Consider the following 26,787-nt stretch of genomic DNA (forward strand, 5'->3'; position numbering starts at 1 on the left):
TGATTCACCGGACCACCCCGAAGAAGGAAAGAGCGATCGTGCAAATTAGATCCTGTTTATTTGAACCTCCTTTCAATCCAGCAGATTCACAGCTTTCCTCTTGACAACTTTTTTTGAATATGATAATTATTAATGTGGGTTAGCACTCTGGTAAGTCGAGTGCTAAAAAGATATATTTACATATTACTTAAAGGGGAAGATACGATGGTGAAGAAGCAGTTTGAAGCAGAATCGAAACGATTGCTAGATATGATGATTCACTCGATCTATTCACAGAAAGAGATCTTTATTAGAGAGCTCATTTCAAACGCAAGTGATGCGATTGACAAGATGTATTACAAAGCCCTAACCGATGAGTCGTTGACGTTTGAAAAGGACGATTATTTTATCAAAATCTCCGCAGATAAAGAAAGCCGCACGCTAACGATTAAAGACACTGGAATCGGGATGACGAAAGAAGAGCTTGAGGAGAACCTCGGGACCATTGCGAAAAGTGGTTCTTTAGCGTTCAAAAATGAAAATGAAATCAAGGACGGTCACGACATCATTGGACAATTCGGAGTCGGTTTTTACTCCGCATTCATGGTAGCCGATGCTGTAACCGTGTATACAAAGTCCGTTGCAGACGAGACAGGCTATAAGTGGGAGTCTACAGGGGCAGATGGCTATACTGTCGAGCCGTTTGATAAAAAAGAAGTGGGCACAGAAATTATCCTTAAGTTAAAAGAGAATACAGACGAAGAGAGCTATGATGACTTCCTCGAAGAACATCGTCTCAAGCAAGTGATCAAGAAGTACTCCGATTTTATCCGCTACCCTATTAAAATGGATGTGTCGGAGCGTAAGCTAAAAGAAGGCACGGAAGATGAATATGAGAGCGTCGTTGAAGAGAAGACCGTCAACAGCATGGTGCCGATCTGGAGAAAGAATAAGAGCGAGCTCACCGATGAGGATTACGAGAACTTCTACCAAGAGAAGCATTACGGATTCGACAAGCCGTTAAAGCACATTCACGTAAGCGTAGACGGCGCAGTTAGATACAATGCGATTCTATACATCCCATCCACCATGCCGTTTGATTACTACAGCAAAGAATACGAGAAAGGCCTTGAGCTTTATTCCAATGGGGTCTTGATTATGGAAAAAGGACCGGAGCTTCTTCCTGATTACTTTAGCTTTGTAAAAGGCTTAGTAGACTCTGAGGACCTTTCGTTAAACATCTCAAGAGAAATGCTTCAGCATGACAGACAGCTGAAGCTGATTGCGAAAAACATCAAAAACAAAATCAAGAACGAGCTGAAGAAACTTCTAAAAGATGATCGTGAAACATATGTGAAGTTCTTTGATACGTTCGGAAGACAGTTAAAATACGGTGTTTACAGTGACTTCGGGGCGAACAAAGACGACCTTAAAGATCTTCTCATGTTCTACTCATCAAAAGAGAAGAAGCTCGTTACGTTACAAGAGTATGTAGAGAACATGCCGGAAGATCAGAAGTACATTTACTACGCAACAGGCGACAGCTACGATCGCATCGAGAAGCTTCCACAAACAGAAGTGGTCCTTGATAAAGGATACGAAATCCTCTACTTCACCGATGAAGTAGACGAATTCGCGATCAAGATGCTTGCGGCGTTTAATGAAAAAGAGTTCAAATCCGTTTCTAGTGGCGACTTAGGCTTTGATGAAGAGGAAAGCGAAAAAGCGGAAGAGGAAGACAAAGCGAACAAAGATCTTTTTGAAGAAATGAAAAAGCATTTAGAAGGAAAAGTGAAGGATGTTCGCGTATCCAAGCGTCTAAAATCTCACCCGGTCTGCCTCTCGAGTGAAGGAGAAGTGTCCATTGAAATGGAAAAAGTCCTTCAAGCGATGCCAGACAGCCAAAATGTTAAGGCCGATAAAGTCCTCGAAATCAATACTAATCACGACGTGTTCCAAACACTAAAGAACGCGTTCGAGAGTGACAAAGATCAAGTCAAACTATATACAAACCTCCTTTACAACCAAGCATTATTAATCGAAGGGCTTCCAGTCGAAGATCCTCTCGCATTCTCCAACGACATTTGTAAAGTGATGGTGTAACTTTTAGAGTCCTGTTCCTTTTGGAACAGGGCTTTTCTTATTGTGATTGTGAGGAGTGCCTATATAGCAATCTCAAGCGGGTCAATAAAGGACATCCCTTGCTCAATCTCGTACTAGTAGGTTAGTAGAGTTGGAGCGGGGAATTTTTTAGTTCTGTTCAAGCTGCTGTGAAAACACAGCTAGTCGTTTGATAGAAAAGTGGGGGCTGAGGCATGTTCATTTGGTTGATTGCGGTGTTTGCGGTTGTTGGGGTGTTGGACCGGGTGTTTGGGAATCGGTTTGGGTATGGGAGGGAGTTTGAGAAGGCGTTTGTGGCCATGGGGCCGCTTGCTCTTGCGATGGTAGGGATTCTTTGTTTTGCGCCGGTTGTGGCGGAGTGGATGGCTCCGATAATTGTGCCGGTGGCTGGTGTGCTTGGTGTGGATCCGTCCGTTTTTGTGGGGATATTTTTGGCGGTGGACATGGGAGGGTTTCCTCTTTCAGTGGAGCTTGCAAAAAGCTCTGACGCGGGGCTCTTTTCGGGGATTCTCTTGGCTACAATTGTAGGTCCCACGTTTTTGTTCACGATTCCGGTGGCGTTAAGTCTAATTAAAAAAGAAGATCATGTTTTTTTAGCCAAAGGGGTGTTGGTTGGTCTTGTTCCTGTGCCTGTGGGGGTGTTTGTGGGCAGTGTGGTGGCGGGGTTTTCGGTGGAAGAGGTGCTCGTCAATCTCGTGCCGGTTGTGGTTGTGAGTGCTGGTGTGATCGTGGGGCTTTGGTTGATTCCTAGGCGGATGGTTGTGTTGTTCGTGTGGTTCGGAAAAGGGATTGTAGGCTTGTTCATGCTCATGGTCGGGGTGATCGGGTTCGAGGTGCTTACCGGTCTGACGGTTGTGGAAGGGACGGGGTCCGTGGCGGAGGCGTTTATGATTGTGGGAGTAATCGTGCTCACCTTGTCTGGGGCGTTTCCGTTTGTGCTTTTTTTGAAAAAGGTGGCCGGGTCATTGTTTGAGCCGGTTGCCCGTTGGTTGCGTGTGGAGAAGGTGTCGGTGGTGGGGATCGTGACGTCTCTCGCCCACTCGATCCCCATGTTTCAGGTGCTCGAGCAGATGGACGAGCGGGGGAAGGTCATGAATGTGGCTTTTGCCGTGAGCGGGGCGTTCGTTCTGGGGGGACATTTGGGATTTACGGCTTCCGTGGCCGAGGAGATGGTCGTGCCGATGATTGTAGGGAAGCTCGTGGCCGGGGTGCTGGCTGTGGGGGTTGCTCTTTTCGTTATGAGGCGGGGAAGGGCGGGTGTTTAGTCGAGTTAGGAACCGGTTTAGTCGATTTAGATTGCATTTAGTCGAGTTAGATCTACCTTTAATCAAGTTAGCTCTCCAACGCTTCACTACGGCTGGAAAGGTGAAGGTCCTCCATGGGAACTTCCTTAACCAACTACATAGTAATAGCGCGCACGACAGTCACTTCAAAAAAACAAGGTGTGACACAAGCACAATTCCTCTCTGGGCGGAATAGGGTATACGGGAAAAACCATAGAGAGGATGTGATGTTGTGGCTTTTCCGGCGGATTCACAATTTGAACCGATTTTAATCGGGGGAGTGCCGTTATTTGATATAACCGGTGATGAATCCCCCGCCTCGACAGATATTGTAGGAAACACGCAGTTTCCGGCGGCCTTTTATGCATATGATGGTCAGTTTGTCACTTTTCGATTGAGGTTGAACGATGATCCTCGAAACCCGCAGCTAACAGGGTTTCGAAATTTTGCTTGGGGGGTTCTTGTTAATACGACCGGAGTGCCTGGAACGTACAACTGGCTTGCCGGTGTGAACGGGCTCGCAACGAGAGTCAACTTGATTCAAAATACAGTCGTTCAATTTAATTCGTGGAACGATCCGGCAGAAGGGCTTGGTGGGGGGACGCCGAACTTTAGCTTGCCAATTGTGAATTATGATTTGGCTCGGGTGCGGCCGGCCGATTCAAACTTTGGTGGAAATCCGGACTTTTTCTTAGATTTTCAATTTCCTGCTGCCGCTTTCTTTTCAAACCTTGGAATTACGGAGACGTCCATTCTTCAGTTTATTTTCTTTACATCAGCGAATGTGAATAACTACAACAAAGACAGCTTGAGAACGGCGGAAGGGTTCAGTTTCGTGAACGCCTTTACGGATCCGACAACAATTGCTGACGCAGATATTCGAGCTCGGCTTGCTATAGAAAAGGCAATCACCAGCGGGCCTTCATCGGTTGTGACGGGTCAGCTTGCTAACTGGACTGAACGTGTTCGAGTAACGAACACAGGTGGGAGTGTTGGCTCGCAAGTATTTGTAAATGATGTGATCGAGCTGGATACGATCGCGAACGTGACGATTACAGGTGCGACGCAAGGGAATCCGGCGTTTAACTCATTAACCAACCAGATTACGTGGAACATCGGAAACCTTCAGCCAAATCAAACCGTTGAACTGACGTATACGGTTAGAGGATCGTTTAACAACCCAGGGAACCGAGTATTGGATCGGGCTACTGTGACCGGGGTGGATACGTTTTCGGGAAATAATCTTCCACCTGTATCTGCCACGTCGAGGGTAACGGTCGCTGCGACGGGCAGTATTCAGGGGGGAGTCACGTCAGGAGTTACCGGCTTACCTCTCCCAGGTGTTACCGTAAACCTTTACGATGCAGGAAACGTCCTTGTAGCAACGACTTCGACAGGGGGAGCGGGTTTATTCAGCTTTTCCAATCTTGCACCGGGAAATTACCGTGTCGAGTATGTACTGGAAGGATTTGAAACCTTAAATCAAAACACGAGTGTGACGAGTGGGCAAGTGACGGAGCTCAATGCCGTACTTCAACCATTGCCGGGTACCCTTCAAGGGACGGTGACGAATGAAGCGGGACTGCCTGTGAACAATGCCACCGTTCAATTGGTGAATGCATCGAATGTAGTAGTCGCTACGCAGACGACGAATGCTCAAGGGTTTTACCAGTTTCAAAATGTGACCCCGGGTCTTTATACGGTTACGTTTGCTGCAGAGGGGCTTCAAACGGCTGTGCGATCGGCACAAGTAAATTCAAATGAGATTACGACACTCAATGTGACGTTAAATTTCCAGGCGGCGATTGTAAACGGGCAAGTAACGACGGAACAAGGGGCTCCGATTGCAAACGCCACGGTTGAAGTGCTCGATACACTTGGGAATGTAATCCAAACGGTCACGACGAATGGGGACGGCAACTATTCGGTGCCGGGGCTTGCGCCTGGAACGTATACATTTCGGTATACAGCAACCGATTTTCAAACGCGGCTTGTGGGAGCGACGCTGGCTGCAGGAGAAATCCGCACAATCAATGTTCAGCTCGCAGCTTCACCTGGAACATTAACAGGAACCGTTCGGGACCAGGCTACCAATCAGCCTCTTGTTGGGGCGAGCGTAACGGTTCAGACATCGGGAGGCGTGTTTGTTCAAAGTACCCAAACGAACGTAAACGGTCAGTATACGATTCCGTCACTTGCTCCTGGAAGCTACAACGTCGTCTTTTCTCAAGATGGTTATGGACAGTCAGTCCAAGGGGCAGTTATCAATGCCAATCAGACGACTACATTAAATGCGGCGTTAGCGTTTATTAGTGGGGCTGTGTCAGGTGTGGTTAGAGACAATGAAGGCAATCCGCTCGCCAATGCGTCAGTTCAAGTATTGTTAAACGAAGTGGTTGTGGCTTCCGTTTTAACATTAGCTGACGGCTCTTATTTTATTGGAAACCTTGCTCCAAATACGTATGTGGTCACTGCATCGGCTGAGAATTTTGCAACGGCTTTTGAAGGTGTTGCGATCCTCGGCAATCAAACGGCTACGGCTTCCTTTGCGCTCTTTCCCGATCCGGGGCGTGTGATCGGAACGGTAAGGGATTCGGATGGAAATCCAATTTCCGGAGTGGAAGTGGTTGTACGTACCTCCATTGGCCGAGTGGTCATTGGTACAGTCATAACAGGGATTAACGGAAATTACGTTGTGAGTAATGTGGCCCCGGGCAGTTATTCGGTTACGGCATCCGCAACGGACTTTCAGTCGGCCTCTTTAGGTGCCATCGTCGTGTCCAATCAAGATTCGATCGTCAACTTTACGCTTTTGGAAAATCCAGGAACGATTGTAGGAACGATCGTAAATGCCCAAACGGGTCAACCGATTGTAACATCGAATGTGCAGCTTCGGATTAATGACGTGAATGGTGCGGTGATTGCCACTGCTTCCACGGACACCCAAGGAAACTTTACATTCCAAGGTATCGCACCGGGGACGTACACCGTTGTAGCATCGGACATCAGCTTCCAAACGAATTTTGCCACTGTAACGGTTGGTCCTGGGCAAACTCAAACGGTTAACATTGCCCTTGAACCGAATCCAGGCTTTATTTCGGGAACGATTACGGACAGTGGCACTGGTCAACCTATTTCAGGTGCCCAGATCAATGTCGTCAATGAGTTTAATGTGTTTGTCACATCCGTATTTACAAACAGCAGTGGCGAATACATGGTACCAGGTCTTGCCCCAGGTCAATATTCGTTAACGATTTTGGCTACGGATTACCAAAGTATTCTTAGAGGAGCTATCGTCAGTTCAAATGGGATGACGGTAGTGGACGCAGCCCTCGTGGGTAACCCGGGCTGGATTGTGGGAACCGTTACACCGGCTGTACCAAATACGGTTGTTCAATTGTTTACATCGAACAATCAGTTCATAACAAATACGATTGCCGACCCAAGCGGCCGTTACCGATTTGATAATTTGGCACCGGGAAGTTATATCGTAATTGCGGCTGCACCAGGCTTTGCGCAAGGGGTTGCGGGAGCGACGGTCAGAGCGGGAGAAGAAACGACGGTTAATTTACAGTTAGTTGCGAATCCGGGAACGATTATCGGAACACTTGTGGATACGAATGGCAATCCGATTGTAAACGGAATCGTTCAAGTGGTTGATGGGGCAGAGACGATCTTCGGTGTCGTTGCTACTGATCAAAACGGGAACTACACCGTACCGCTCCTTCCACCGGGAAATTACTTTGTGATCGCGTCGGCGCCGAACTTTGCCACTCAAATTATCGGTGCGGTCGTTGAAGCAGGAGAAGTGGAAACGGTGAACTTTACGCTCCTTTCCAACCCGGGTTCGATCAACGGTCAAGTTCGAAATGCGGTGACATTGGAGCCGATTGCTTTTGCTGAAGTGGTCGTTCGTGTGTTTAGTGCAACCGGTGCTTTTGTCACGAGCGTAGTGGCTTCCGAGTTTGGTAACTATACGGTAGCAGGATTGGCACCTGGAGAGTATACCGTAACGGCGACTGCGCCAGGTTTTGGTGCCTCGTCCGCCGGAGTCATTGTAGTAAGTGGTGAGGCTGCGGTTGCCAATATCAATCTTGCGCCAAACCCGGGAAGAATTGAGGGACAGCTAAGAGATCCTGAAGGGAACCCAATCACCGGTCCGAATTTGTGGGTTCGTTTACTCGATCAAACAGGGACACTTATTCTAACTGTTCTGGCTAATCCGGATGGCTCCTTCGTATTTGAAGGTGTTGCCGCAGGAGGATACTTTATCAATGCGGTAGCTCCGGGCTTTGCAAGGAGCAATACCGGTGTGATTGTGAACAGTAACCAAACGACAACGGTTACGGTTACGCTTGAACGTGATCCATCACGTATTGAAGGGCGGGTCGTGATTCAAGGCACGACAACCGGTATCGCTGGTGCGACTGTGATTGTGAGAAACCGTGCCGATCTTTTTGTCGGTCGGGCCATAACCGATCCTAACGGGTTCTTCGTAATTGAGAATATGCCGAGCGGCTTTTTTACGATTACGGCTGACTCGGAAGGGTTTGGTAGTCAGTCCGTCGGTATTCAGCTTTTGCCGAATGAAACGACGAGGGTTACATTGGAATTATCCGAAACGATCGGAAGTGTGGCCGGGGGAGTCATAAATCTGGATACAGGAGAAGATTTGGCCGGCGTTACGATCTCCATTCGAAATTTCCAAAATGTGCTCATTCGACGAGTGATTACTAATGACTTGGGTGAATTTTTAATTGAAGGTCTTGCACCGGGAACCTATTTGATTTCAGCGGACCTTCAAGGGTTTTCAACGCAAATCCTCTCCGTCTTTGTATTAGGGAATCAAACGTCAGTCGCAAGTTTTGCCCTTGTTCCTGATCCGTTTACGATTTCAGGTAGAGTTACTGCAAACGGCACTCCAATTGCAGGAGCTACGGTCCGGGCGAGAGACGCTGTATCTGGTTTGATTATTGCAGCAGATATTACAGACGACAACGGAGAGTATTTCCTGAACGGTCTTGCTGCAGGAACGTACTTCATAGTGGCTACTGCACCAGGTTTTGGAGCTGCGGTACAAGAAGTGAGCGGCGTTAGAGGAGAATCTCTGATAGTCAACTTGCAACTAAGCTTACAAGCATCAAATGTGGTCGGTGTAGTAGAGGACGCTGTTACCGGTCAGCTTTTATCAAATGTTCGGGTCACCATAATAAGACCGGACGGAACGGTATTGTTAAGGGTCGTAACGGACGAAAACGGCTTTTATGAAATTCTCGGATTCTTGCCGGGTACCTACACTCTCGTCTTTTTTAGAGAAGACTATCAGGCGAGAACAGTTCAGTTCAGTGTGGCTGACGGGCAGACGGCGGAGGTGAACACCAGTTTAATCGGCAACCCGGCCCGAATTTTCGGGCGAGTAACAAACTTAGTAGGAAACATTCCGTTAAGTGGAGCAGCTGTCACGTTGATTGATGAGAACGGGATGATCATTGTATCGACGTTTACGGATGGAGAAGGGAATTATGTTCTTTTCGGAGTACCAGAAGGAACGTTTACGTTGATTGTACATTTAGAGGGCTATGAAACATTCACAACAACGGTCACTGTCGTAGCAGGGCAAGTACTGGAGCTTAATATAAGGCTCACGCCACTACCGGAACCAACACCATGTACGATCATCCCAATTGAAGCAAACTGTATTTTTACCAATCAAATGGGTGAAGAAATCGACATTAGCGAACTATCATGTCAGGTGAAAACAAAGGGATGCATCAGGCATAGAGGACGTCTTCCGAAGAACTTGAACGAAGTGGCGGTCATTGTAAGCGGGTTTATCCGGTTTGAAATTATTGGAGAACTGGGGACGTGTTTGACAAACCCAGTACCGTTTACCATTGTAGAACGAACGTTAATTTGCCTTCCGAAAAATGCAGAGCTCTCGTGTGACGTGTTTGCTGTTGACTGTGATGCTGTGGTGAACTGTTGTCCTGGTCCACTTGGTCCAGATGAGCTCGACTCCATTGATGTCACGCTCAGGTTATGTACTTCCGTTACAGCTACGGTTAATAAGACGGTTAAAATTGACGTACTTGACTACTGCAAACCGAGGAAGCACTTCAGCCCAAGTCCGATTGACATTGGTTGCGAGCTTCCTGAACTTTTGGATAATGCCCAAGCGCCAGCAACAGTTGGATCAGACGGTACCATTTCCATCGGAGACTTCGATGACGAGTGGGAACCTGAAGATCGACCCGTTTCTTCAGGACCTGTCTATGATGAGCAAAAGAGTCATATTGCCCACAGAATGAGACAAGAGCAATGGGAAGAATATGAACGACAAGTTAAAAAGCTCTCTCATCATCCACCTGAAAAGGAAATATGCATCATCACTCCGGTCATCTACGATTGGATCGTAATTAATCGGGTGCAACAATTCTCGATCGACGAGAACGTCATTTTTGCAGAGTGTGAGTTTTTTGTAAGGCCAGTCAATAGAAGGAAACGAATGAATTAAATGTGAAGCCGCACGGTGTTATGTGACCGGGTGGCTTTTTTTGAGTGGAGGTGGTGGCTAATGGGGGGCGAGAGTGCTAACTCCGCCAATTTGAAAAAAAGTCAGCCAATTACACAATTATCGCCGCTAAATCTCAAATAAGTCGCTCATTCGAATCTCGAAATATCCACTCCTAGCCCTAGTCACCGCCGCTCGCCTCCATTTCCACTAGTTAAGCTGACTCCTACACATTCCGATAAATCGCCGTGATAAATCGCTGAAGGATCGGTGTAATGGGCCGGTCTTTTCGGTAAACAAGAGAGATGTACCTGTTTTTTTCAAGCAGCGGAACTTCTGCAATGCGGAGCTTCCCAAGGCTTACATCCTCTTCGACCGCTCTTTTTGACAAAATAGAAAGTCCCGATCCGAGCATCACCATTCGCCGGATCGCTTCAATATTTGTAAGCTCCATTTTAATTGTGAGTGTATGGTTCTCCTTAACTAGCCACTGGTCGATCACGTCCCTTGTGGATCCTTTTCTGTGCAAAATAAATCGTTCTGTTTGCAAATCATTCAATTGTACTTCTTCTTTTTCGGCCAACGGATGAGTAGGGGGCATGACGAGTACCAAATTATCAGGAACGAGCCTTCTGATTTCGAGCGTAGCGTCCTCCAACAGCTGTTCCGATACAACGCCTAAATCGAGCTGCTTTTCTTTAATGAACTCTAAAATTGTCGGCGTGGATTCGACTTTTACGCTCAGCTGTATGTTGGGACTCTCTTCGGTGAAACTACTGAAAACAGGAGGCAGGATAAAGTTGGCAGGAATGTGACTGGCACCGATAAACAATTCTCCTCTTGTGGAAGACTGGTAATCGTTCATGACCCGTTTGGTCTCATTTAGTAAGCTCATAATGTCGTTTGCATAACGATTAAGCGTTACACCTGCGGCCGTGAGTTTTACGTCGTCACTTGTTCGTTCATAAAGGGTGATCCCAAGAGATGTCTCAAGCTTTTTTAAGTGAAAGGTAACAGTAGGTTGTTTTAAGCCGAGATCTTTGGCTACTTTAGTCACACTTCTTGTTTTAGCGAAACGGTTGAAGATATCAAGCTGCTGAAGGTTCACGTGTGTCACCTCATTAGGGTTATGGTATAGAAATGATCTATGCATGTATAGATTATACATTAGTTTTTTTGATCAAGGATTAAATCCATCTTAACAATAGCTTTACATTCCATGTGTAAAGTAAGAGTTGACTTAGACAGACGAACTTGAAAGGGGAGTGGCAACGTGGATATTTCGCTTCAAGGAATCGTAAAGCGATTCGGAAAACTACAAGCATTAAAGCCACTGAATTTATCGATAAAAAGCGGAGAGTTTGTAAGTCTTCTTGGCCCATCCGGGTGCGGGAAAACAACACTACTTCGCATCATTGCAGGACTTGAAAACGCAGATGAAGGTCAAATCGATTTTGGAGACAAAACGGTTTATTCAAAAAAGAAGAGAACGAACGTGTCACCTCAAAAAAGGCACATCGGGATGGTGTTCCAAGACTTTGCTCTTTGGCCTCACATGACCGTCTTTGAAAATGTTGCTTACGGTTTACGAGCTACCGGCAAGAAAAAGGGGCTCAAAGAAAAAGTGGAAACGGCGCTAAACAATGTTCAACTGGGAGACTTTGCTGAGCGCTATCCTCACCAGCTTTCCGGTGGACAACAGCAGCGTGTAGCCATTGCACGAGCGATTGCGAACGATCCGTCAATCATTTTGATGGACGAGCCGTTAAGTGCATTGGATGCTACCCTTCGTGATGAAATGAGAATTTTACTTCAATCACTCGTAAAAAAGCTGAACATGACGGCCATTTATGTGACTCACGACCAGAACGAAGCGATGGCCATGAGTGATCGCATCGTGGTTATGAACAAAGGAACGATCATGCAAGTGGACACACCGGAAACGGTTTACCAACGTCCCGAAAACGAAACGGTAGCCCGCTTTGTTGGTAAAGGCGCTCTCATTGAAGGGATGCACACGATTTATGATGATGTTCATTATTTAAAGCTAAACCAAAACGCGGCAATCCCGTTTTCGAGAAACTTCTTGGGAGACTTGCCGTACAATTCAAGCATTACAGCGGTCATTAGGCCTGAACAGATAATTATTTCACGTACCGCAAAAGAAACAGGATTAAAAGGAGAAGTTGAAACGGTCAGTTTCTTGGGTGAACGGTACGAAATTACATTTAAAATCTCGGGATCTGATCAACTATTATTTGCTTACACCACATCAAAAGTGGCACCAGGAGATCACATTTTCTTTGAAGTAACAGGTCAAAACATTCACGTAATGAAAACAAACTCAGGAGGCGAAAAGCATGAAACAGCCTAAAGTAACAGGACTTGCACTAGGATTAGGATTACTCACATTAACCGCATGTGCACAAACGGAAATGGAACAAGACAATGCAGGGGATACAAGCACAGATAACCAAACAGAGGAAACAAACACAGCAGGAGATGTAGAGGAAACAGGAGAGCTGACCATTTATACAGCTGGACCTGGTGGCATGGCTGAACAGTTGGTTGAAGCGTTCGAAGAGAAAACGGGCATTGACGTTCAAATGTATCAAGGTACAACTGGTGACGTTTTAGGGCGCCTAGAAGCAGAGCAAGGAAATCCAATCGCGGACGTGGTCGTACTCGCTTCTATGCCTCCTGCGATGCAGTTTAAAGAAGACGGAATGATTATGCCGTACGAAAGTGAATACGCCGATCAGCTTCATGATGGTTGGTATGACGAAGACCACCACTATTACGGCTTTAGTGCAGCGGCACTTGGAATCAGCTACAACACGAACATGGTAGATGAAGCTCCAACAGATTGGAGCGATCTGACTGGTGAGGCATTCGCAGATCAATTGGCGATCCCCGATCCACAACAATCGGGTACGGCTCGTGACTTTGTTGCAGCGTACATTCAGCAAGAAGGAGATGCTGGTTGGGAGCTATTTGAAGAGCTAAGTGAGAATGGATTGAGCCTTGAGGGAGCCAACAACCCTGCTTTACAAACGGTCATCAGTGGGGCCAACTCGGCAGTGATGGCTGGTGTTGACTACATGGTTTACAACAACATTGAAGGTGGAGAGCCGATCGACATTGCATTCCCGGAGAGTGGAACGACGATCACTCCGCGTCCGGCATTCGTTTTAGATTCTGCTCAAAACGTTGATTCTGCTCAGAAATATATCGACTTTATTTTATCTGATCGCGGTCAAGAAATTGTAGCGGATAACTACTTGCTCCCGGGACGCACAGACATTGATGCTCACGAAGATCGCGCTCCTCTTGAAGACATTGCAGAGCTTGATTTTGACTGGGATTACCTTGAAGAAAACGGACAAGACATTATTAACGACTTTATTAGCATCGTACGCTAAAGACAGAAGATAGGAGCTGTTACACATGAGAAACGCCATCCCGACGCTAAATAAATGGGCCGCACTTGCGGTCCTGATCATCTTGGTGTTTATACCGCTCAGCCTTGTTCTCCTTCGTAGTGTAACACCTGACGGAGCGTTTGAAGGGTTCGCGGCTTTCTCGATTTTATTCGAAGAGCAATACCGTACCATCCTTTTTAACTCGTTGTTACTCGGACTAGGCGTAGTGGTTGGGGCATCTGTATTGGCTGCCCCACTTGCCTTTTTTATGGCCCGAACAGAGCTTCGAAAACACCGGTGGATTGATATTGTCTTAATCATTCCTTTTATGACTCCACCGTATATCGGAGCGATGGGCTGGATTTTGTCCATGCAACCAAACGGGTACGCCCAGCAAGTGGCACCGTTTTTAAGCGCGATCACTCCGTACTTTTTCACCTACTTCGGCATGGTTCTTGTGATGAGCTTGCACTTGTTTCCGTTCATTTACTTGATTATGCGAAACACCCTTGAAAACATCGGTGGACGCATGGAGGAAGCAGGCGTCATTCACGGAGGGAACTTCTTTTACCGAATGAAGCGCATCATTATTCCGCTCTTTTTCTCGGGATACAGCATGGGGGCATTGCTCGTATTTGTAAAAACGATCGGAGAGTTCGGAACGCCCGTGACTCTTGGAAATCGAATCGGTTTTTATGTATTAACGTCAGAGATTCACCGGTACACATCAGTGTGGCCTCTTGACTTTGGAACAGCTGCGATTCTGTCTACAATGCTTTTAAGTGTAAGTATGACGATTTGGTACATTCAACAATGGCTTGTTAGCCGTCGGCACGATAAAGTGGTTTCTGGTAAAGGCCAGACAAAAGCCTTTACGCCACTCGGGAAATATCAGTTCTTGGCATGGTTTTATTTGTTCGGTGTTCTCGGTCTTGCGATCGGTGTACCCTACTTCTCTGTTATATCAACGGCATTTTTAGAAGTACAAGGAGACGGGCTTGCTTGGAGCAACCTAACAACGGCTCACATGGTCCAGCTCTTTACGGGAAGCGGACTTGAAGCTTTATTAAATAGTGTGTGGCTTGCAGCGATTGCGGCAACGATCAGTGCGGCCATCGGCATTTGGGTCGCGATCATTATCATGCGAAAAAAAGGAATCGGGGAAAAGACGATGGACTTCCTCAGTCTCGCACCAAACACGGTACCAGGTATCGTTGTGGTGGTCGGATTGATTCTGTTTTGGAACGCCCCGTGGAATCCGGGAATGATTTACAACACGTGGATGATGCTCGTTGCCACATACGTGGTCTTGTACTTGCCTTTTACAGTTCAAAACATTAAAGCCATCTATGGCCAGCTCGGCGACTCTCTTTTTAACGCGGCAAAGATGAGTGGGGCGAAGCCTGTCTATATTTTACGCACGGTTTTGATTCCGCTAATTTTACCGGGAATTTTAGCCGGTTGGATCATGACGTTTACGATTTCCATGCGTGAGCTAGTAGGTTCATTAATTTTACGTCCGCCGAACATGCACACGTCGGCTACGTTCATATACTCTCAGTTCGAACAAGGGACGGCAGCGCTCGGGATGGCTATGGCACTTGTGAGTGTCGGCTTTACAACGATTGTACTGATCGTTGTAGAACGTTTCAAAAACCGCTCTCAAGCGTATCGACAGTAACTTTTCTTTAAGGATGATGCAACGATGAAACTCACCTTTTTAGGAGGGGCAGGAGAGTACGGACGCTCCTGCTTTCTTCTTGAACACGATCATGGCGCTCTTCTCATCGACTGCGGAGTGATGAAGAAAAAAGGAAGCTTCATAAACACCTACCCAACACTTACACCAAGCATTGCCAAGCGTGTTTCCCACGTTCTTGTGACGCACGCCCATGAAGATCATACGTTATCTCTCCCTTATTTAAAGAAGCTTGGCTTCACGGGAACCGTTCTGGCTACCTCTCAAACGATTGAACAAACGATCGAGTACTTTTCAAAGTGGAGACAAAAGGTAGAAACAGAAGGGGATACGCTCCCTTATGAAAAAGAGGATGAAGAAGGTCTTTCGTTTGAAGCGTTGGACGACAAGTGCACCAATTTTTGGATCTCGTTAACGGATACGGTCTCCATTATGTACGGTCGAAGCGGTCACACGATTGGTTCCCTTTGGTACGCCGTTCAGGTAGATGGAAAGACCGTTTTTTTCTCAGGAGATTACTCTCTTGAATCAACTCTCTTAAACTATGAGTGGCCTAAGATAGGAGCAAAGCCAGACCTTGCTGTGATGGACGGGGCATACGGTGACTTTAACGTTACTCAAGATACCCTTTTGGAGCAAGTGATGATAAAACTTCACTATGCTCTAGAAAAGAGGGATCGGGTGCTTCTGCAAGTTCCTCTTGTGGGTAAATCTCAAGAGCTCCTTGCGGCTGTGAAGCATCGTTTGTTAATGAAAGGGGCAGACCAAATCGTAGTGGAAAAGGCTCTGTATGAGGCTAGTAAGAACTTTGGGAAGCACAGTGACTGGCTCGTGGATCATACAACCGCTGCCTTTTTCGATTCTCTGGGAAATGGCGGTGTGACTGTGGCTGATAGCCCTAATGAGGTTGCAAACGGATCGATCGGCTTTTTCACAGCTGAGACATTAGTGGAAAAAGACGATTGGAAGCACGATCGGTCCACACATATTATCTCTCCTGGACCGGAAAATCAGGAGCTTAAAAGAATGGCAGAAGTGACATCTATTGCGTATTCGAAAGTGATGCTTAAGGTTCACCCTGGAAAAGACGAGACGGAAGCTCTTCTTTCGCGGCTCATGCCAAAACGGACCGTGTTCACCCACGGCGTGCGAAAAGATGTGGAAGCATTGGTGGGAGCGTTACATTCGAGAACGAGGTTTTTGACAGGGGAAGTTGGAGTTACGGTTGAGGTGTAGTAGATGGTTGGGAAGAACCGCTCTTTAGGTAGGGCGGTTTTTTTTGTGTTGAGGAGGTGGTGGGTGGGGGATCGAGAGAGCTAACTCCGCCAATTTGAAAATAAGTCAGCCAATCGCACAATTACTCCGCTAAATGAAAAATAAGTCAGTCAATTCCACAATTAACTCCGCCAAATCTAAAATAAGTGCCTCATCAGAACTCCGAAAGATCCACCGCTCGCCGTCCTACAGATAGTGCGAGCGGCGGGTATGTGTCAATTGCAGTGTTATACCTCTATTCAATGCTTCGAGTAAAAATAACAAGACCCGATCCGGATCTCGGATTGGGTCTTTCTCATACTATGCTCTTGCTTTTCCGGTGATTAGGGCGAGACGGTTTTTCAACTTCTCGACGAAAGGTTGATACCGAGTCTCGGTGGTAGGAGGCGCCTCTTCCTCGGTGGTTGCTACAGGTTTTGCAACCTCTACTTCTTGAGGCATTTGCTCCCATTGTTGCCACAGCTGCTTTTGTACTGCCGCTTTTTCATTGAAACGATCTTTACCATAATAATAGCTCTTTACAAAATACCAATAATACCAAAATCGATGCCATTGAATACGATAACTGCGTTTTTCACGAAGACGGCTGAAGTAATTCATATGTGACCCCTTTCTACTGTTTCTATATGGATGATTTACCCACCTCTTGGCCTTAAGTAAACATTTATACAGAAAGTAAATTTCTTATTACTAATGCTAAAAGAAGAAGGTTTCAACAGGAACAGTCATCAAAGGTGTTCATGGGGTCTTTACGAAAACTAGATTTCCCCATTGGACGCCAAAGTAGGGGAGTGTTGTTTTTTAGGTAGGGGATGCCACTAAAATATTTCACCTCTTTTCCCTCTTTTTATTAGACAACCATATTCCTTTACAGTAGCTAATGATTTTCAGCAGCTGGAAGAAGTCATAGTGGAAACCCTGGATGTGTAGGAAATAGACAAGCTGAATACGATTACGAAGTGTATTAATTAGTATGTGTGCGTGGGGGAGGTCACTACTTTTTTTGGAGTAGTGGCCTTTTGGGTGTGGTGGGGAGGGGGGAATTGGAGCCAAACCGGTAAATAGGGAGAGGAAGCCGTGAATAGAGAGTGTGAACACGGGAATGCCTTGAGCCAAGCCGTGAATCAGCGTTTTTTAGCCGTGAATCCTGCCAAGGGCCCCCAACCCGTTAAATACGAAGAGCTACCCGTAAATAAAGAGACTGTTCCCGGGAATCAGTAAACGTTACCCGCGTTTCCCTCGCACCAAGCCGTAAATTAAACCACCTAACCCGTAAAAAAAATAAATTTTCCTACGCCAACCCCCGCCATCTCAACTCATCCGACACTTCCACCACTAAACTTGACTATACAAATTCAAAAACCCCTTGTAATCGTTTTCAAAAGAGTGTAAAGTAATAACTGTAAGAACATCCGAAACGTTTTGGAGGGAGCCTATGGCTACAATAAAAGATATCGCGAAAGCTGCAGGCGTCTCTGTGACAACGGTTTCGCGAGCCTTGAACGATTACAGTGATGTAAATGAAAAAACAAAGGCACGTATTAAAGACATAGCCACACAACTTAATTACAGTCCGAACGCTTTGGCGAGAAGTCTTGTGATGAGTAAATCTCACACAATTGGCCTTCTTGTTTCAGAGCTCAACCGGTCGGGTGCGAAAGACATGTTTACATACGAAGTGATGTGTGGAATCAATGACGCCGCATCGGATCAAAATTACGACTTGATTTTATTTAGTACCAACCCGATTAAACAAGAGCAAAAGAGCTATTCCCAACTTTGTCGCGAACGGCAAGTTGAAGGGGTCATCATGCAAGGAATCAAGACAGACGATCCTTATTTAGAAGAAGTCATTGAATCGAACATTCCTTGTGTCCTTGTAGATGTGGAGCTTGAAGGAGACAATGTGGGCTATGTGTCTACAGATAACGTCTTCGGAGCTCAAATGGCCATAAAGCACTTGATCAACTTAGGGCACGAAAACATCGCAATGGTCAACGGTCATAACCAAGCGAGGGTCAGTCAACGGCGCTTTGAAGGGTATGAAAGAGCCTTGAAAGAAGCGGGAATCCCAATGCAAGAGCATTACGTGGTCGAAGGGGACTTCCTTGAACCAAAAGCTGAAACGGTAGCCACAAAATTACTGACGGAACATCCGGAAATCACGGCGATTTTTTGCGCTAGTGACTTGATGGCACTAGGTGTGTTAAGGGCTGCTGAGAGGGTTGGCAAAAAAGTGCCTGAAGATCTATCAATAGTGGGTTATGACGATATCATGCTCGCCCAATATGCTCATCCGCCTCTGACAACCGTGGCTCAGGATAAGTATCAAATTGGTTACGAGTCATCTCGATTGCTCACTGCTATGCTCCAACAGGAAACAAAAAAAAGAAAAGTGATTCTCGATAATCAGCTTATTGTAAGGGGATCTACCGCACCACCAAAATCATGATCCTCTTTTTTTAACCTATAACCGAAACGTTTCGGTTATTTTTACCAACAAAATCCGAAACGTTTTGGAAAAAATACGAACTACTCACTCAGGAGGTACACAACGATGAACTACCGTGTAATCAAAGAAAATGACGTTTTTTTACTCACAGATGAAAAAGGAAACATCCCAAAAGATCACCCATACGGACCTGGTTTATATTCAAAGGATACCCGCTTTTTAAGCAAAATGGACCTGAAGATTAACGGTCAAGAGCCAATCCTTCTCTCATCAGAAGCGGAAGTCAGCTACATGGCATCCATGATAATGACAAACCCTCATATGGAGAGTGACGGGGAAGTGGAGCTTTGGCGTGAATCGGTTGAGCTTACAAGAAAGCGCTTTATTTACCGAGATGTGTTTTATGAAGTGGTCACTGCGAAAAACTATAATCCGAAGCGCACACAATTTAACATTAGCCTTCATGTGGACGCCGACTTTAACGACATGTTCATCGTACGTGGTTTCCAAAACGGGGAGACCGGTTCAAGAGGAGAAACAACGCTAGACGGTAACCAACTTGTGCTCACTTATAACGGTGCAGATGACGTGAAGCGTGAAACGGTGATTGCCTGGAACGAACAAACATCGTCTGCTACAAAAGATGGCGACGTGTATTTCGATCTCGACCTTGATCATGAGGAAGAAAAAACAATTGTGTTTACATTCGTACCAACCATTAACGGTGATGTTCCTAAAACATATGAGCCACAGGAAGCTTTGGACAACCTAGCCCAATCATACAAAGATTGGGAAGATGAAACCACGCAAGTCAAAACGGATAATGCTCCTCTCCAACGGTTGATTGAGCGAGGGATAGGAGACTTGAGAGTGTTACTCACTGACCTTGGTTACGGGCGCTTCCCGGTTGCAGGTCTCCCTTGGTTTGGTGTTCCGTTCGGTCGGGATAGCTTAATAGCCGCATTGCAAATGCTTCCGTTTAATCCTGAAGTAGCAAAAGGGACTTTGAAAACGATGGCTAGCACTCAAGGGCAGTCAAAAGACAGCTGGCGAGATGAAGAGCCAGGGAAGATTATGCACGAAATGCGTTTTGGTGAGCTGGCGAATACGGGACAAATTCCGTTTACTCCCTATTACGGCACGATCGATGCGACACCACTTTTCCTTGTGCTCTTGAGTGAATACATTAAGTGGACGGGTGACATGGATCTTTTTACAGAGCTTGAAACGAATGTAGAACGAGCACTCGAGTGGATCGACAGCTACGGGGATCGTGACGGGGACTTGTTTGTGGAGTATCACCAAGAATCGTCCAAAGGAATTGCTAACCAAGGATGGAAAGACTCCGGTGACTCGATTGTTCATCGTAACGGGGACTTGGCAAAAACACCAATCGCCTTATCAGAAGTACAAGGATATGTTTATCAGGCAAAAGAAAGCATTGCTGCGATTTACGAAAAGCGCGCGGAAGGCGAAAAAGCCGAAGCTCTTAGAAGTGAAGCTGCGAACCTGAAAGATGCATTTGAAAAAGCCTTTTGGATGGAAGATGTGAACTTCTACGCTCTAGCACTTGATGAAGGGAAGAACCAAGTGGGCACGATCACATCCAACCCAGGTCACGTTCTCTTCTCTGGCATGCTTGATCAAGACCGCGCTCAAACGGTGAGTAGCATGCTTGTGTCAGACAAAATGTTCTCTGGTTACGGCATTCGTACAATGGGTAAAGGGGAAGCTGGTTATAACCCGATGAGCTACCATAACGGAACGATTTGGCCTCACGACAACAGCATGGTGATCCTTGGTATGAGTAAAACAGGAAATAAACAAGATGCTGCTAAAGCGATGAAAGGGTTAATCGATTCGGCTGCTTCATTCGAATATGATCGTCTTCCGGAGTTGTTCTGCGGCTATGATGCGAAAGGAAAAGCGGTTAATTATCCGGTTGCATGTTCGCCGCAAGCGTGGGCTGCAGGAACACCACTGTTATTTATCCAATCCATATTAGGTCTATTCCCGGATAGTTTAAATGAAACGATTGCCCTTAACCCAGAGCTTCCTGAAGGCACGAATGAGCTTGAAGTGGCGAACGTGTCGATCGGAAGAGGGGAACTGAGCGTTCGTGTAACGAGAAAAGAAAACGGATTTGAGACGGAAGTGCTCTCCAATACAACGGGATTTACTGTGAATAACGAATAGATTTTCATTTTAGAAAGGGGAATGAACGATGAAAAAAGCAAACTGGCTGAAAGTACTGGGAATGGGTTCATTAGTCACTGTGGCAGGCGTGTTAACAGCATGTGGGGACGGTGGAAATGATGCTGGAGGAGACGGTGAAGAGGAAGTGACGATTCGGTTGACTGGCTGGCAATCTTCACCGACGGAGCAACGTTATTTTGAAGAAACAATTGCGGCTTTTGAAGAAGAGTATCCACACATCAACGTCCAAGTGGATACAATTGCAGACCAATACATGGATGTGTTACGTACGCGACTAATCGGTGGAGAAGCGGCTGACGTGTTCTTCCTTGATGCCTTTGAAGCTCCGGGACTTATTCAGTCGGGTGTCCTTGAGCCGCTTGACGGCTACATTACAGACGAGTTTGACATTGACGATTTCCAAGAGCCATTAATTGATGCATTCCGTAGAGACGACCAGCTTTGGGGACTACCAAAGGATACGTCTACGCTCGCCCTTTTCTATAATGAAGACCACTTGGAAGAAGCAGGCTATGACGGACCACCTGAAACGTGGGAAGAGCTTGAAGAGATGGCTGAAACCCTAACAGAAGGGAACCGCTATGGTTTCGGAGTTGTAACAGACCTTGCAAGACTGAAGTTCATTGCCGAGTCGGGCGGGGGACAGATCGTGGAAGATAACCGTGCGAGCTTCTCTGATCCAAGCGTTTTAGAGGCACTTCAACCCCTTATTGATATGAGAAACGAAAAAGAAATTGCAGCATCACCAGCAGACGTTGGGGCTGAGTGGGGCGGAGACATGTTCGGTACAGAACGTGCGTCCATGATCATTGAAGGAAACTGGATGCTTGAGTTTATGGAAGACACATTCCCGGATGTGAACTTTGGAGTTGCTGAAATTCCGACGATTAACGGTGAACAAGGCTCGATGGCATATACGGTCTCTTACTCTATGAACAGTGCATCCGATCATAAAGATGAGGCGTGGCAGCTGATTGAGTTCTTGACAGGTAAAGAAGGTATGGAGATTTGGACAAGCTCTGGCCTTGCCCTACCATCTCGTGAAAGTGTTGCAGAAGAACTTGATTATGCAGACGACGAGCTTTACGCACCGTTTATTGAAGCTGCTTCATATGCAACGGTATGGGCGGACGATACGAACTTGCCGATCATCAATTCAAACTTTGAAAACCAATTCTCAAGTGCATTCTTAGGTAACCGCAGTCTTCAAGAGGCGTTGGAAGAAGCGGAGCGTGTAGCGAATAACGAAATTCAAGACTAGTAGCGCGGAGGCGGTTGCCTGGGGATGATAGGATCCCCCGGCAACCACTCCCTTTTACGAAACTAAAGCATGTTAGGCCTTCCGTTTATTTTCACAATGCCAATTGAAGGAGGTTACGAGAACCATGGCTAAACGCAAATATACAAAAAGCCAACTCAGAGAGGCTGGTCAAGGTTACGTATTTTTATCTCCGACCATTTTCACGCTTCTTGTGTTTTTGATTGGACCGATCGTTTTTGCTTTATTTTTGGCATTTACAAGAGTCCAACTACTCGGTGATACGAGCTTCACATTCGTAGGTTTTGATAACTTTACAAGAATGGTCGATGATACGAGAGCACTCATCGCCCTTCGGAACACAGCCTTTTACGTGATCGTGGTTGTTCCGATCCAAACGATTTTGGCCTTGGTATTGGCGGCAACGTTGAACGCTGGGCTTAAAGGGGAAAAAGCGTTTCGGATCATTTACTTTTTACCAACATTAACGTCTTCGGCTGTACTCGTCATGATCTTCATGTGGATGTATCGTCCGGACGGTTTCATTAACTCCATCCTCGGTGGAGTAGGATTACCTACTTATAACTGGCTCAATGATCCAAACATTGCCCTCATCTCGATCATGATTATGAACATTTGGGCAACGGCGCCTTTCTTTATGGTCATTTATTTGGCTGCCCTTCAAGACATTCCTGATTCTTTATATGAAGCGGCTGATCTTGATGGAGCCAATGCAATTCAGAAGTTTTGGCATGTGACGGTGCCCCTGCTTCGTCCCGTTACAGGATTTGCGGTTATTATGGGGATTATCGGAACGTTTCAGCTCTTTGACCAATCGTACATGTTCTCGGGAGGTTCCGGTGGTCCGGATAACTCCACATTAACGGTCGTTCTGTTGATTTATCAGTACGCTTTCGCGGCTTACGATCAGATGGGGTATGCCGCATCTCTTGCTATCGCCCTCGCGATAGTCATCTTAGCAGCGACGCTCATTCAGCGTAAGCTTTCAAAGGACGAAGAAGTGTACTAGATAAATGGAGAGGAGGATCCGACCATGAAAAAACAAACGAACATCGCAAAACTCTTGCTCTACGCAATTTTGACCAGTTACGCGATCGTCACGCTCATACCGTTCGTCTGGGCATTGAGTGCATCATTTAAACCACTAAATGAAATTCTTGCAGGGGGACTGAATTTTATCCCCCAAGAATTCACGTTCAATAACTATATTACGATTTTTACGGAGCAGGCTTTATTTCCACGCTGGCTGTTTAACAGTGTGTTCGTTGCGGTGGTAGGTACAGCGTTGAATCTCGTGTTCAACTCCATGGCAGGATACGCTCTTGCAAGGCTTAGCTTTCCGGGAAAGAAGACGCTCTTCATTACAATCCTCGCCGTATTAATGATTCCGGCGCAGGTAACGATGATTCCGAACTTCTTGATTTTAAAAGAACTCGGTTGGCTCAACAGTTACCAAGGATTGATCATCCCTGGTATGATCAACGCCACGTTTATCTTCATGATGAGGCAGTTCTTTATCAACTTTCCTCGTGATGTGGAAGAAGCGGCTGCGATTGATGGTTTGGGACGTTTCGGCACGTTCTTTAGAATCGTTATGCCAATGGCGAAGCCGGCACTGGCCGCCCAAGCGATCTTCGTGTTCATGTCCTTTTGGAACAACTTCATGGCGCCACTTATCATCATGACGGATGCGTCCATGTACACGTTACCGGTCGGCTTGAACGCCTTCCAGTCGGACTACGCTACGTACTGGAACTACATCATGGCAGCCTCTATGGTATTTACATTGCCAGTGCTCGTGATTTATATCTTCTTTAACCGCTTCTTCTTGAAAGGGATGTCGTTTAGAGGGGATAAATAGAATTGTATGTTTTTGGTGAGGCCGCTCTATTTGTATAGGGCGGTCTTTTGTTGGAGTCGGAGTAGCTGTAGGTCGGTGGAGGGGGGGGGTCGTTTTTTGTCGATTGGTCGATATATTAGGATTAGTGGTCGATAAACTTGAAGTAGAGGACGATATAATATGATTAGTTGACGATAAATTTAGAATAAAGGTTGATAAACCATAAATAGAGGACGATAAACTAGGACGATCCGCTGTTATGCACCAAAGTATTTGAGCCATCTTCGAATCAACCAAGGTGGCTCCCATAGAAACCGCCATCTCGTTAAAATAGGAAGGGGAAGCCGTTAATAGAAAGTTGGAAGCCGCGAATCCAGAGAGCGAACCGGTGAATCAAGAGAACCAACCTGTTAATCCTACGAGCCAAGCCGTGAAAAGCACAAAATCCAGTAATTCCCACAACTCCTCGGAACCATCCTTACCTCCAAACAAAAAACGCCAAGCCGTTTTCACACCGGCTTGGCGTTTACCTTTAAACTCTATTCTTCGATACTTCCCCTAATTCGGTCAAAGCACGCTGAACAAGCTGCCTTACTATGATGTCGCTAATTGGTTTTTGGATGGTGGCAAAGGCCCCGAGCATAATCGTTTTCTTTAAATGACTGTTCGTACCCGCCGACGAAGCCATGATGATTTTGACATTAGAGTCAAATCGGACAATTTCTTTTAGGGCTTGGACACCGTCTTTTACAGGCATGATGATATCCATGATAATCACGTCTGGACGATAGGTGCGGCACAGTTCAACGGCCTCTACACCGTTGGAAGCTTCATAGATTTCTGATGTACCAAGGGTTTTAAAGGTTTCTCGTAAATGTCTTCGAACCATCTGTGAATCATCACAGATGAGGATAGAACATTCCATGCTCATGCCTCCTAAAAATGAAGTCTGTGACACTGAAAAGATAATGACCGAACGTTTTCAATGCCTTCATGAAGTCTTCCATGGGGTGTGCAAAGGGAACAAGATCCGATCTCTAACATTACACATAGTGTAACATAAAAATCTAAAAATATAGATATTTCCGTCAATTTAAGTGGTAATTTGACACAATTTTTTCCAAAAAAAAGCTTCTTAAATTCCTCTTTATTCCTATTATCGTAATGGTTTAAAAAATGTTAAAAAATTATGTTTGATTTGTAAAAAAACTATTTATTACGTTTCATAAAGATGATATATTAAAGTCGATTCATGTAACTTATTTGCGATGAATAAGGTAACACACTTAGTTGTCAGACATCGAACATTTTTTTTATACCCTATGAAAACGCTTTACAAGGGTTTGAGAATCATACTGTGTCATACTATTGGTATCGTTTTCAGAGGCGAGTCTGATGTTGAGGTTTCAGTAGTAAATAAGGTGCATACGTCAACTTTCAAGATTAATCGAGGGGGATTAACGAATGAAAAAGAAGTTTTCATTTCTATTAACAACAGTACTTGCAGCAGGTACAATTCTAGCCGCATGTGGTAGCGGGGACGATGAGGCGAACGAAGGCCAAGGTGCTGATGGCGGTGCTGAAGGTGGCGGATTCTCAGCCAAAATGGTAACGGATGAAGGTGGCGTTGACGATAAGTCATTTAACCAATCTGCATGGGAAGGGCTTCAAGCATTTGAAGGAGATTTCGATGACATCGAGATTGAATACCTACAGTCTAACAGTGCGAGTGATTATGCACCAAACTTGAATCGTTTGGCTCGTGATGGATCTGACATTACATTTGCAATCGGGTTCTTAATGGAAGATGACATAAGAGAGATTGCCAACCAACACCAAGACAACAACTTTGCCATTGTGGATACAGTTGTTACAGACGGTGATGACAACTTGATTGATAACATTGCTAATATCACGTTTGCAGAGCACCAAGGTTCATTCTTGGTCGGGGTTGTTGCAGGACTTCAAACGGAGACAGATCAAGTTGGATTTATCGGTGGGGTTGAAAGTGCTCTAATCTCCAAGTTTGAAACTGGATTTAAAGCTGGTGTTCTTGCAGTAAATCCTGATGCTCAGATTTCTGTTCAATATGCACAGAGCTTTAACGATGCCTCTTTAGGACAAGGAATTGCTGACTCCATGTATGGTAGCGGCATTGACATTATCTATCACGCTGCAGGCGGCGTTGGTAACGGGGTATTCACAGAGGCTACAGACCGTGCACGTAACGGTGAGAACGTATGGGTAATCGGGGTTGACCGTGACCAGCACGAAGAAGGGGAATATGACGGCGGTAACGTAACGCTTACTTCTATGGTTAAGCGCGTAGACGAAGCGGTTTACCAAGTATCTGAACAGACAATGAACGGAGACTACCCTGGTGGGCAAATTCTTGAGTTCGGTCTTGAAGACAACGGTGTAGGAATTGCTGAAACACAAGACAACGTATCAGATGAAGCTCTTCAAGCGGTTGAAGAGTACAAGCAAATGATTTTAGACGGTGAAATCGACGTTCCTCAAAACGATGAGGAGTTCGAAGAGTACCAAAGCAACCTTTAATTTAGTAGAGCTTCTCGAAATACCAGTGTTGTAGCGAGAACGAAGCGTCTATGTATATGAAGGAAAACAGGAGGTGCCCCATAGACAAGAGACTAGGCTCCCGTACTTCTCGGAAAGTGAAGGTGGGAGACCGGCTTGCAAATATGGGGC

17 protein-coding genes are annotated in these 26,787 nt (G+C 45.9%); 14 read left to right on the plus strand and 3 right to left on the minus strand.

Annotation, left to right across the window (positions count from 1 at the left end; genetic code table 11):
• The first annotated feature begins 204 nt into the window (after positions 1-204).
• The 3 genes from htpG (at position 205) to G476_RS21195 (ending at position 9,897) form a co-directional block, all read left to right on the plus strand.
• The gene (htpG, locus tag G476_RS0103550) at positions 205-2,082 is read left to right on the plus strand and encodes a molecular chaperone HtpG (protein ID WP_026688858.1); all 1,878 of its coding nucleotides are present in this window, start codon (positions 205-207) and stop codon (positions 2,080-2,082) included.
• A gap of 212 nt (positions 2,083-2,294) precedes the next feature.
• Positions 2,295-3,365, plus strand: a complete 1,071-nt coding sequence (locus tag G476_RS0103555; RefSeq protein ID WP_026688859.1) for an ethanolamine utilization protein EutH — start codon at positions 2,295-2,297, stop codon at positions 3,363-3,365.
• A gap of 250 nt (positions 3,366-3,615) precedes the next feature.
• On the plus strand, positions 3,616-9,897 hold the full coding sequence (locus G476_RS21195; RefSeq protein WP_051314637.1) for a carboxypeptidase regulatory-like domain-containing protein: 6,282 nt from the start codon (positions 3,616-3,618) through the stop codon (positions 9,895-9,897).
• Positions 9,898-10,120: 223 nt separating this feature from the next.
• Here the strand turns inward: G476_RS21195 and G476_RS0103565 are convergent, their stop codons facing one another.
• Entirely contained in the window at positions 10,121-11,002 is an 882-nt protein-coding gene (locus tag G476_RS0103565; RefSeq protein ID WP_026688860.1) for a LysR family transcriptional regulator, read from the minus strand.
• Positions 11,003-11,167: 165 nt separating this feature from the next.
• On the opposite strand from G476_RS0103565, the gene G476_RS21200 reads away from it, so the two are divergent.
• The 4 genes from G476_RS21200 to G476_RS22785 are packed head-to-tail and all read left to right on the plus strand — an operon-like array spanning position 11,168 to position 16,251.
• Positions 11,168-12,268, plus strand: a complete 1,101-nt coding sequence (locus G476_RS21200) for an ATP-binding cassette domain-containing protein (RefSeq protein WP_084405588.1) — start codon at positions 11,168-11,170, stop codon at positions 12,266-12,268.
• The gene (locus G476_RS0103575; protein ID WP_026688861.1) at positions 12,255-13,316 is read left to right on the plus strand and encodes an ABC transporter substrate-binding protein; all 1,062 of its coding nucleotides are present in this window, start codon (positions 12,255-12,257) and stop codon (positions 13,314-13,316) included. Before G476_RS21200 ends, G476_RS0103575 begins: the two co-directional genes overlap by 14 nt.
• A gap of 25 nt (positions 13,317-13,341) precedes the next feature.
• Positions 13,342-14,997 carry an ABC transporter permease gene (locus tag G476_RS0103580; protein ID WP_035186073.1) on the plus strand — a complete coding sequence of 552 codons (1,656 nt, stop codon included), beginning with the start codon at positions 13,342-13,344 and terminating at the stop codon, positions 14,995-14,997.
• Positions 14,998-15,021: 24 nt separating this feature from the next.
• Positions 15,022-16,251 carry an MBL fold metallo-hydrolase gene (locus G476_RS22785; RefSeq protein ID WP_051314638.1) on the plus strand — a complete coding sequence of 410 codons (1,230 nt, stop codon included), beginning with the start codon at positions 15,022-15,024 and terminating at the stop codon, positions 16,249-16,251.
• 339 nt (positions 16,252-16,590) lie between these two features.
• Here the strand turns inward: G476_RS22785 and G476_RS0103590 are convergent, their stop codons facing one another.
• The gene (locus tag G476_RS0103590; RefSeq protein WP_026688863.1) at positions 16,591-16,890 is read right to left on the minus strand and encodes a hypothetical protein; all 300 of its coding nucleotides are present in this window, start codon (positions 16,888-16,890) and stop codon (positions 16,591-16,593) included.
• Positions 16,891-17,367: 477 nt separating this feature from the next.
• On the opposite strand from G476_RS0103590, the gene G476_RS23465 reads away from it, so the two are divergent.
• The 6 genes from G476_RS23465 (at position 17,368) to G476_RS0103620 (ending at position 24,099) form a co-directional block, all read left to right on the plus strand.
• Positions 17,368-17,511, plus strand: coding sequence for a hypothetical protein (locus G476_RS23465; RefSeq protein ID WP_156906509.1), 144 nt, complete (start codon positions 17,368-17,370; stop codon positions 17,509-17,511).
• Between the two features lie 214 nt (positions 17,512-17,725).
• A complete protein-coding gene (locus tag G476_RS0103600; RefSeq protein ID WP_026688864.1) occupies positions 17,726-18,742 on the plus strand; it encodes a LacI family DNA-binding transcriptional regulator in 1,017 nt (338 codons plus the stop codon).
• A gap of 105 nt (positions 18,743-18,847) precedes the next feature.
• The gene (locus G476_RS0103605; RefSeq protein ID WP_026688865.1) at positions 18,848-20,938 is read left to right on the plus strand and encodes an amylo-alpha-1,6-glucosidase; all 2,091 of its coding nucleotides are present in this window, start codon (positions 18,848-18,850) and stop codon (positions 20,936-20,938) included.
• A gap of 28 nt (positions 20,939-20,966) precedes the next feature.
• On the plus strand, positions 20,967-22,220 hold the full coding sequence (locus tag G476_RS0103610; RefSeq protein WP_026688866.1) for an ABC transporter substrate-binding protein: 1,254 nt from the start codon (positions 20,967-20,969) through the stop codon (positions 22,218-22,220).
• 124 nt (positions 22,221-22,344) lie between these two features.
• A complete protein-coding gene (locus G476_RS0103615; RefSeq protein WP_026688867.1) occupies positions 22,345-23,247 on the plus strand; it encodes a carbohydrate ABC transporter permease in 903 nt (300 codons plus the stop codon).
• Positions 23,248-23,271: 24 nt separating this feature from the next.
• Positions 23,272-24,099 carry a carbohydrate ABC transporter permease gene (locus G476_RS0103620; protein WP_026688868.1) on the plus strand — a complete coding sequence of 276 codons (828 nt, stop codon included), beginning with the start codon at positions 23,272-23,274 and terminating at the stop codon, positions 24,097-24,099.
• A 511-nt stretch (positions 24,100-24,610) separates the two neighbouring features.
• Here G476_RS0103620 and G476_RS0103625 read toward each other — a convergent pair.
• Positions 24,611-25,003, minus strand: coding sequence for a response regulator transcription factor (locus G476_RS0103625; RefSeq protein WP_051314639.1), 393 nt, complete (start codon positions 25,001-25,003; stop codon positions 24,611-24,613).
• Positions 25,004-25,542: 539 nt separating this feature from the next.
• Between G476_RS0103625 and G476_RS0103630 the strand changes: the two genes are divergently transcribed.
• Positions 25,543-26,637, plus strand: a complete 1,095-nt coding sequence (locus G476_RS0103630; RefSeq protein ID WP_026688870.1) for a BMP family lipoprotein — start codon at positions 25,543-25,545, stop codon at positions 26,635-26,637.
• Positions 26,638-26,787 lie beyond the last annotated feature (150 nt).

The organism is Alteribacter aurantiacus DSM 18675 (assembly GCF_000429705.1).
Lineage (GTDB): Bacteria > Bacillota > Bacilli > Bacillales > Salisediminibacteriaceae > Alteribacter > Alteribacter aurantiacus.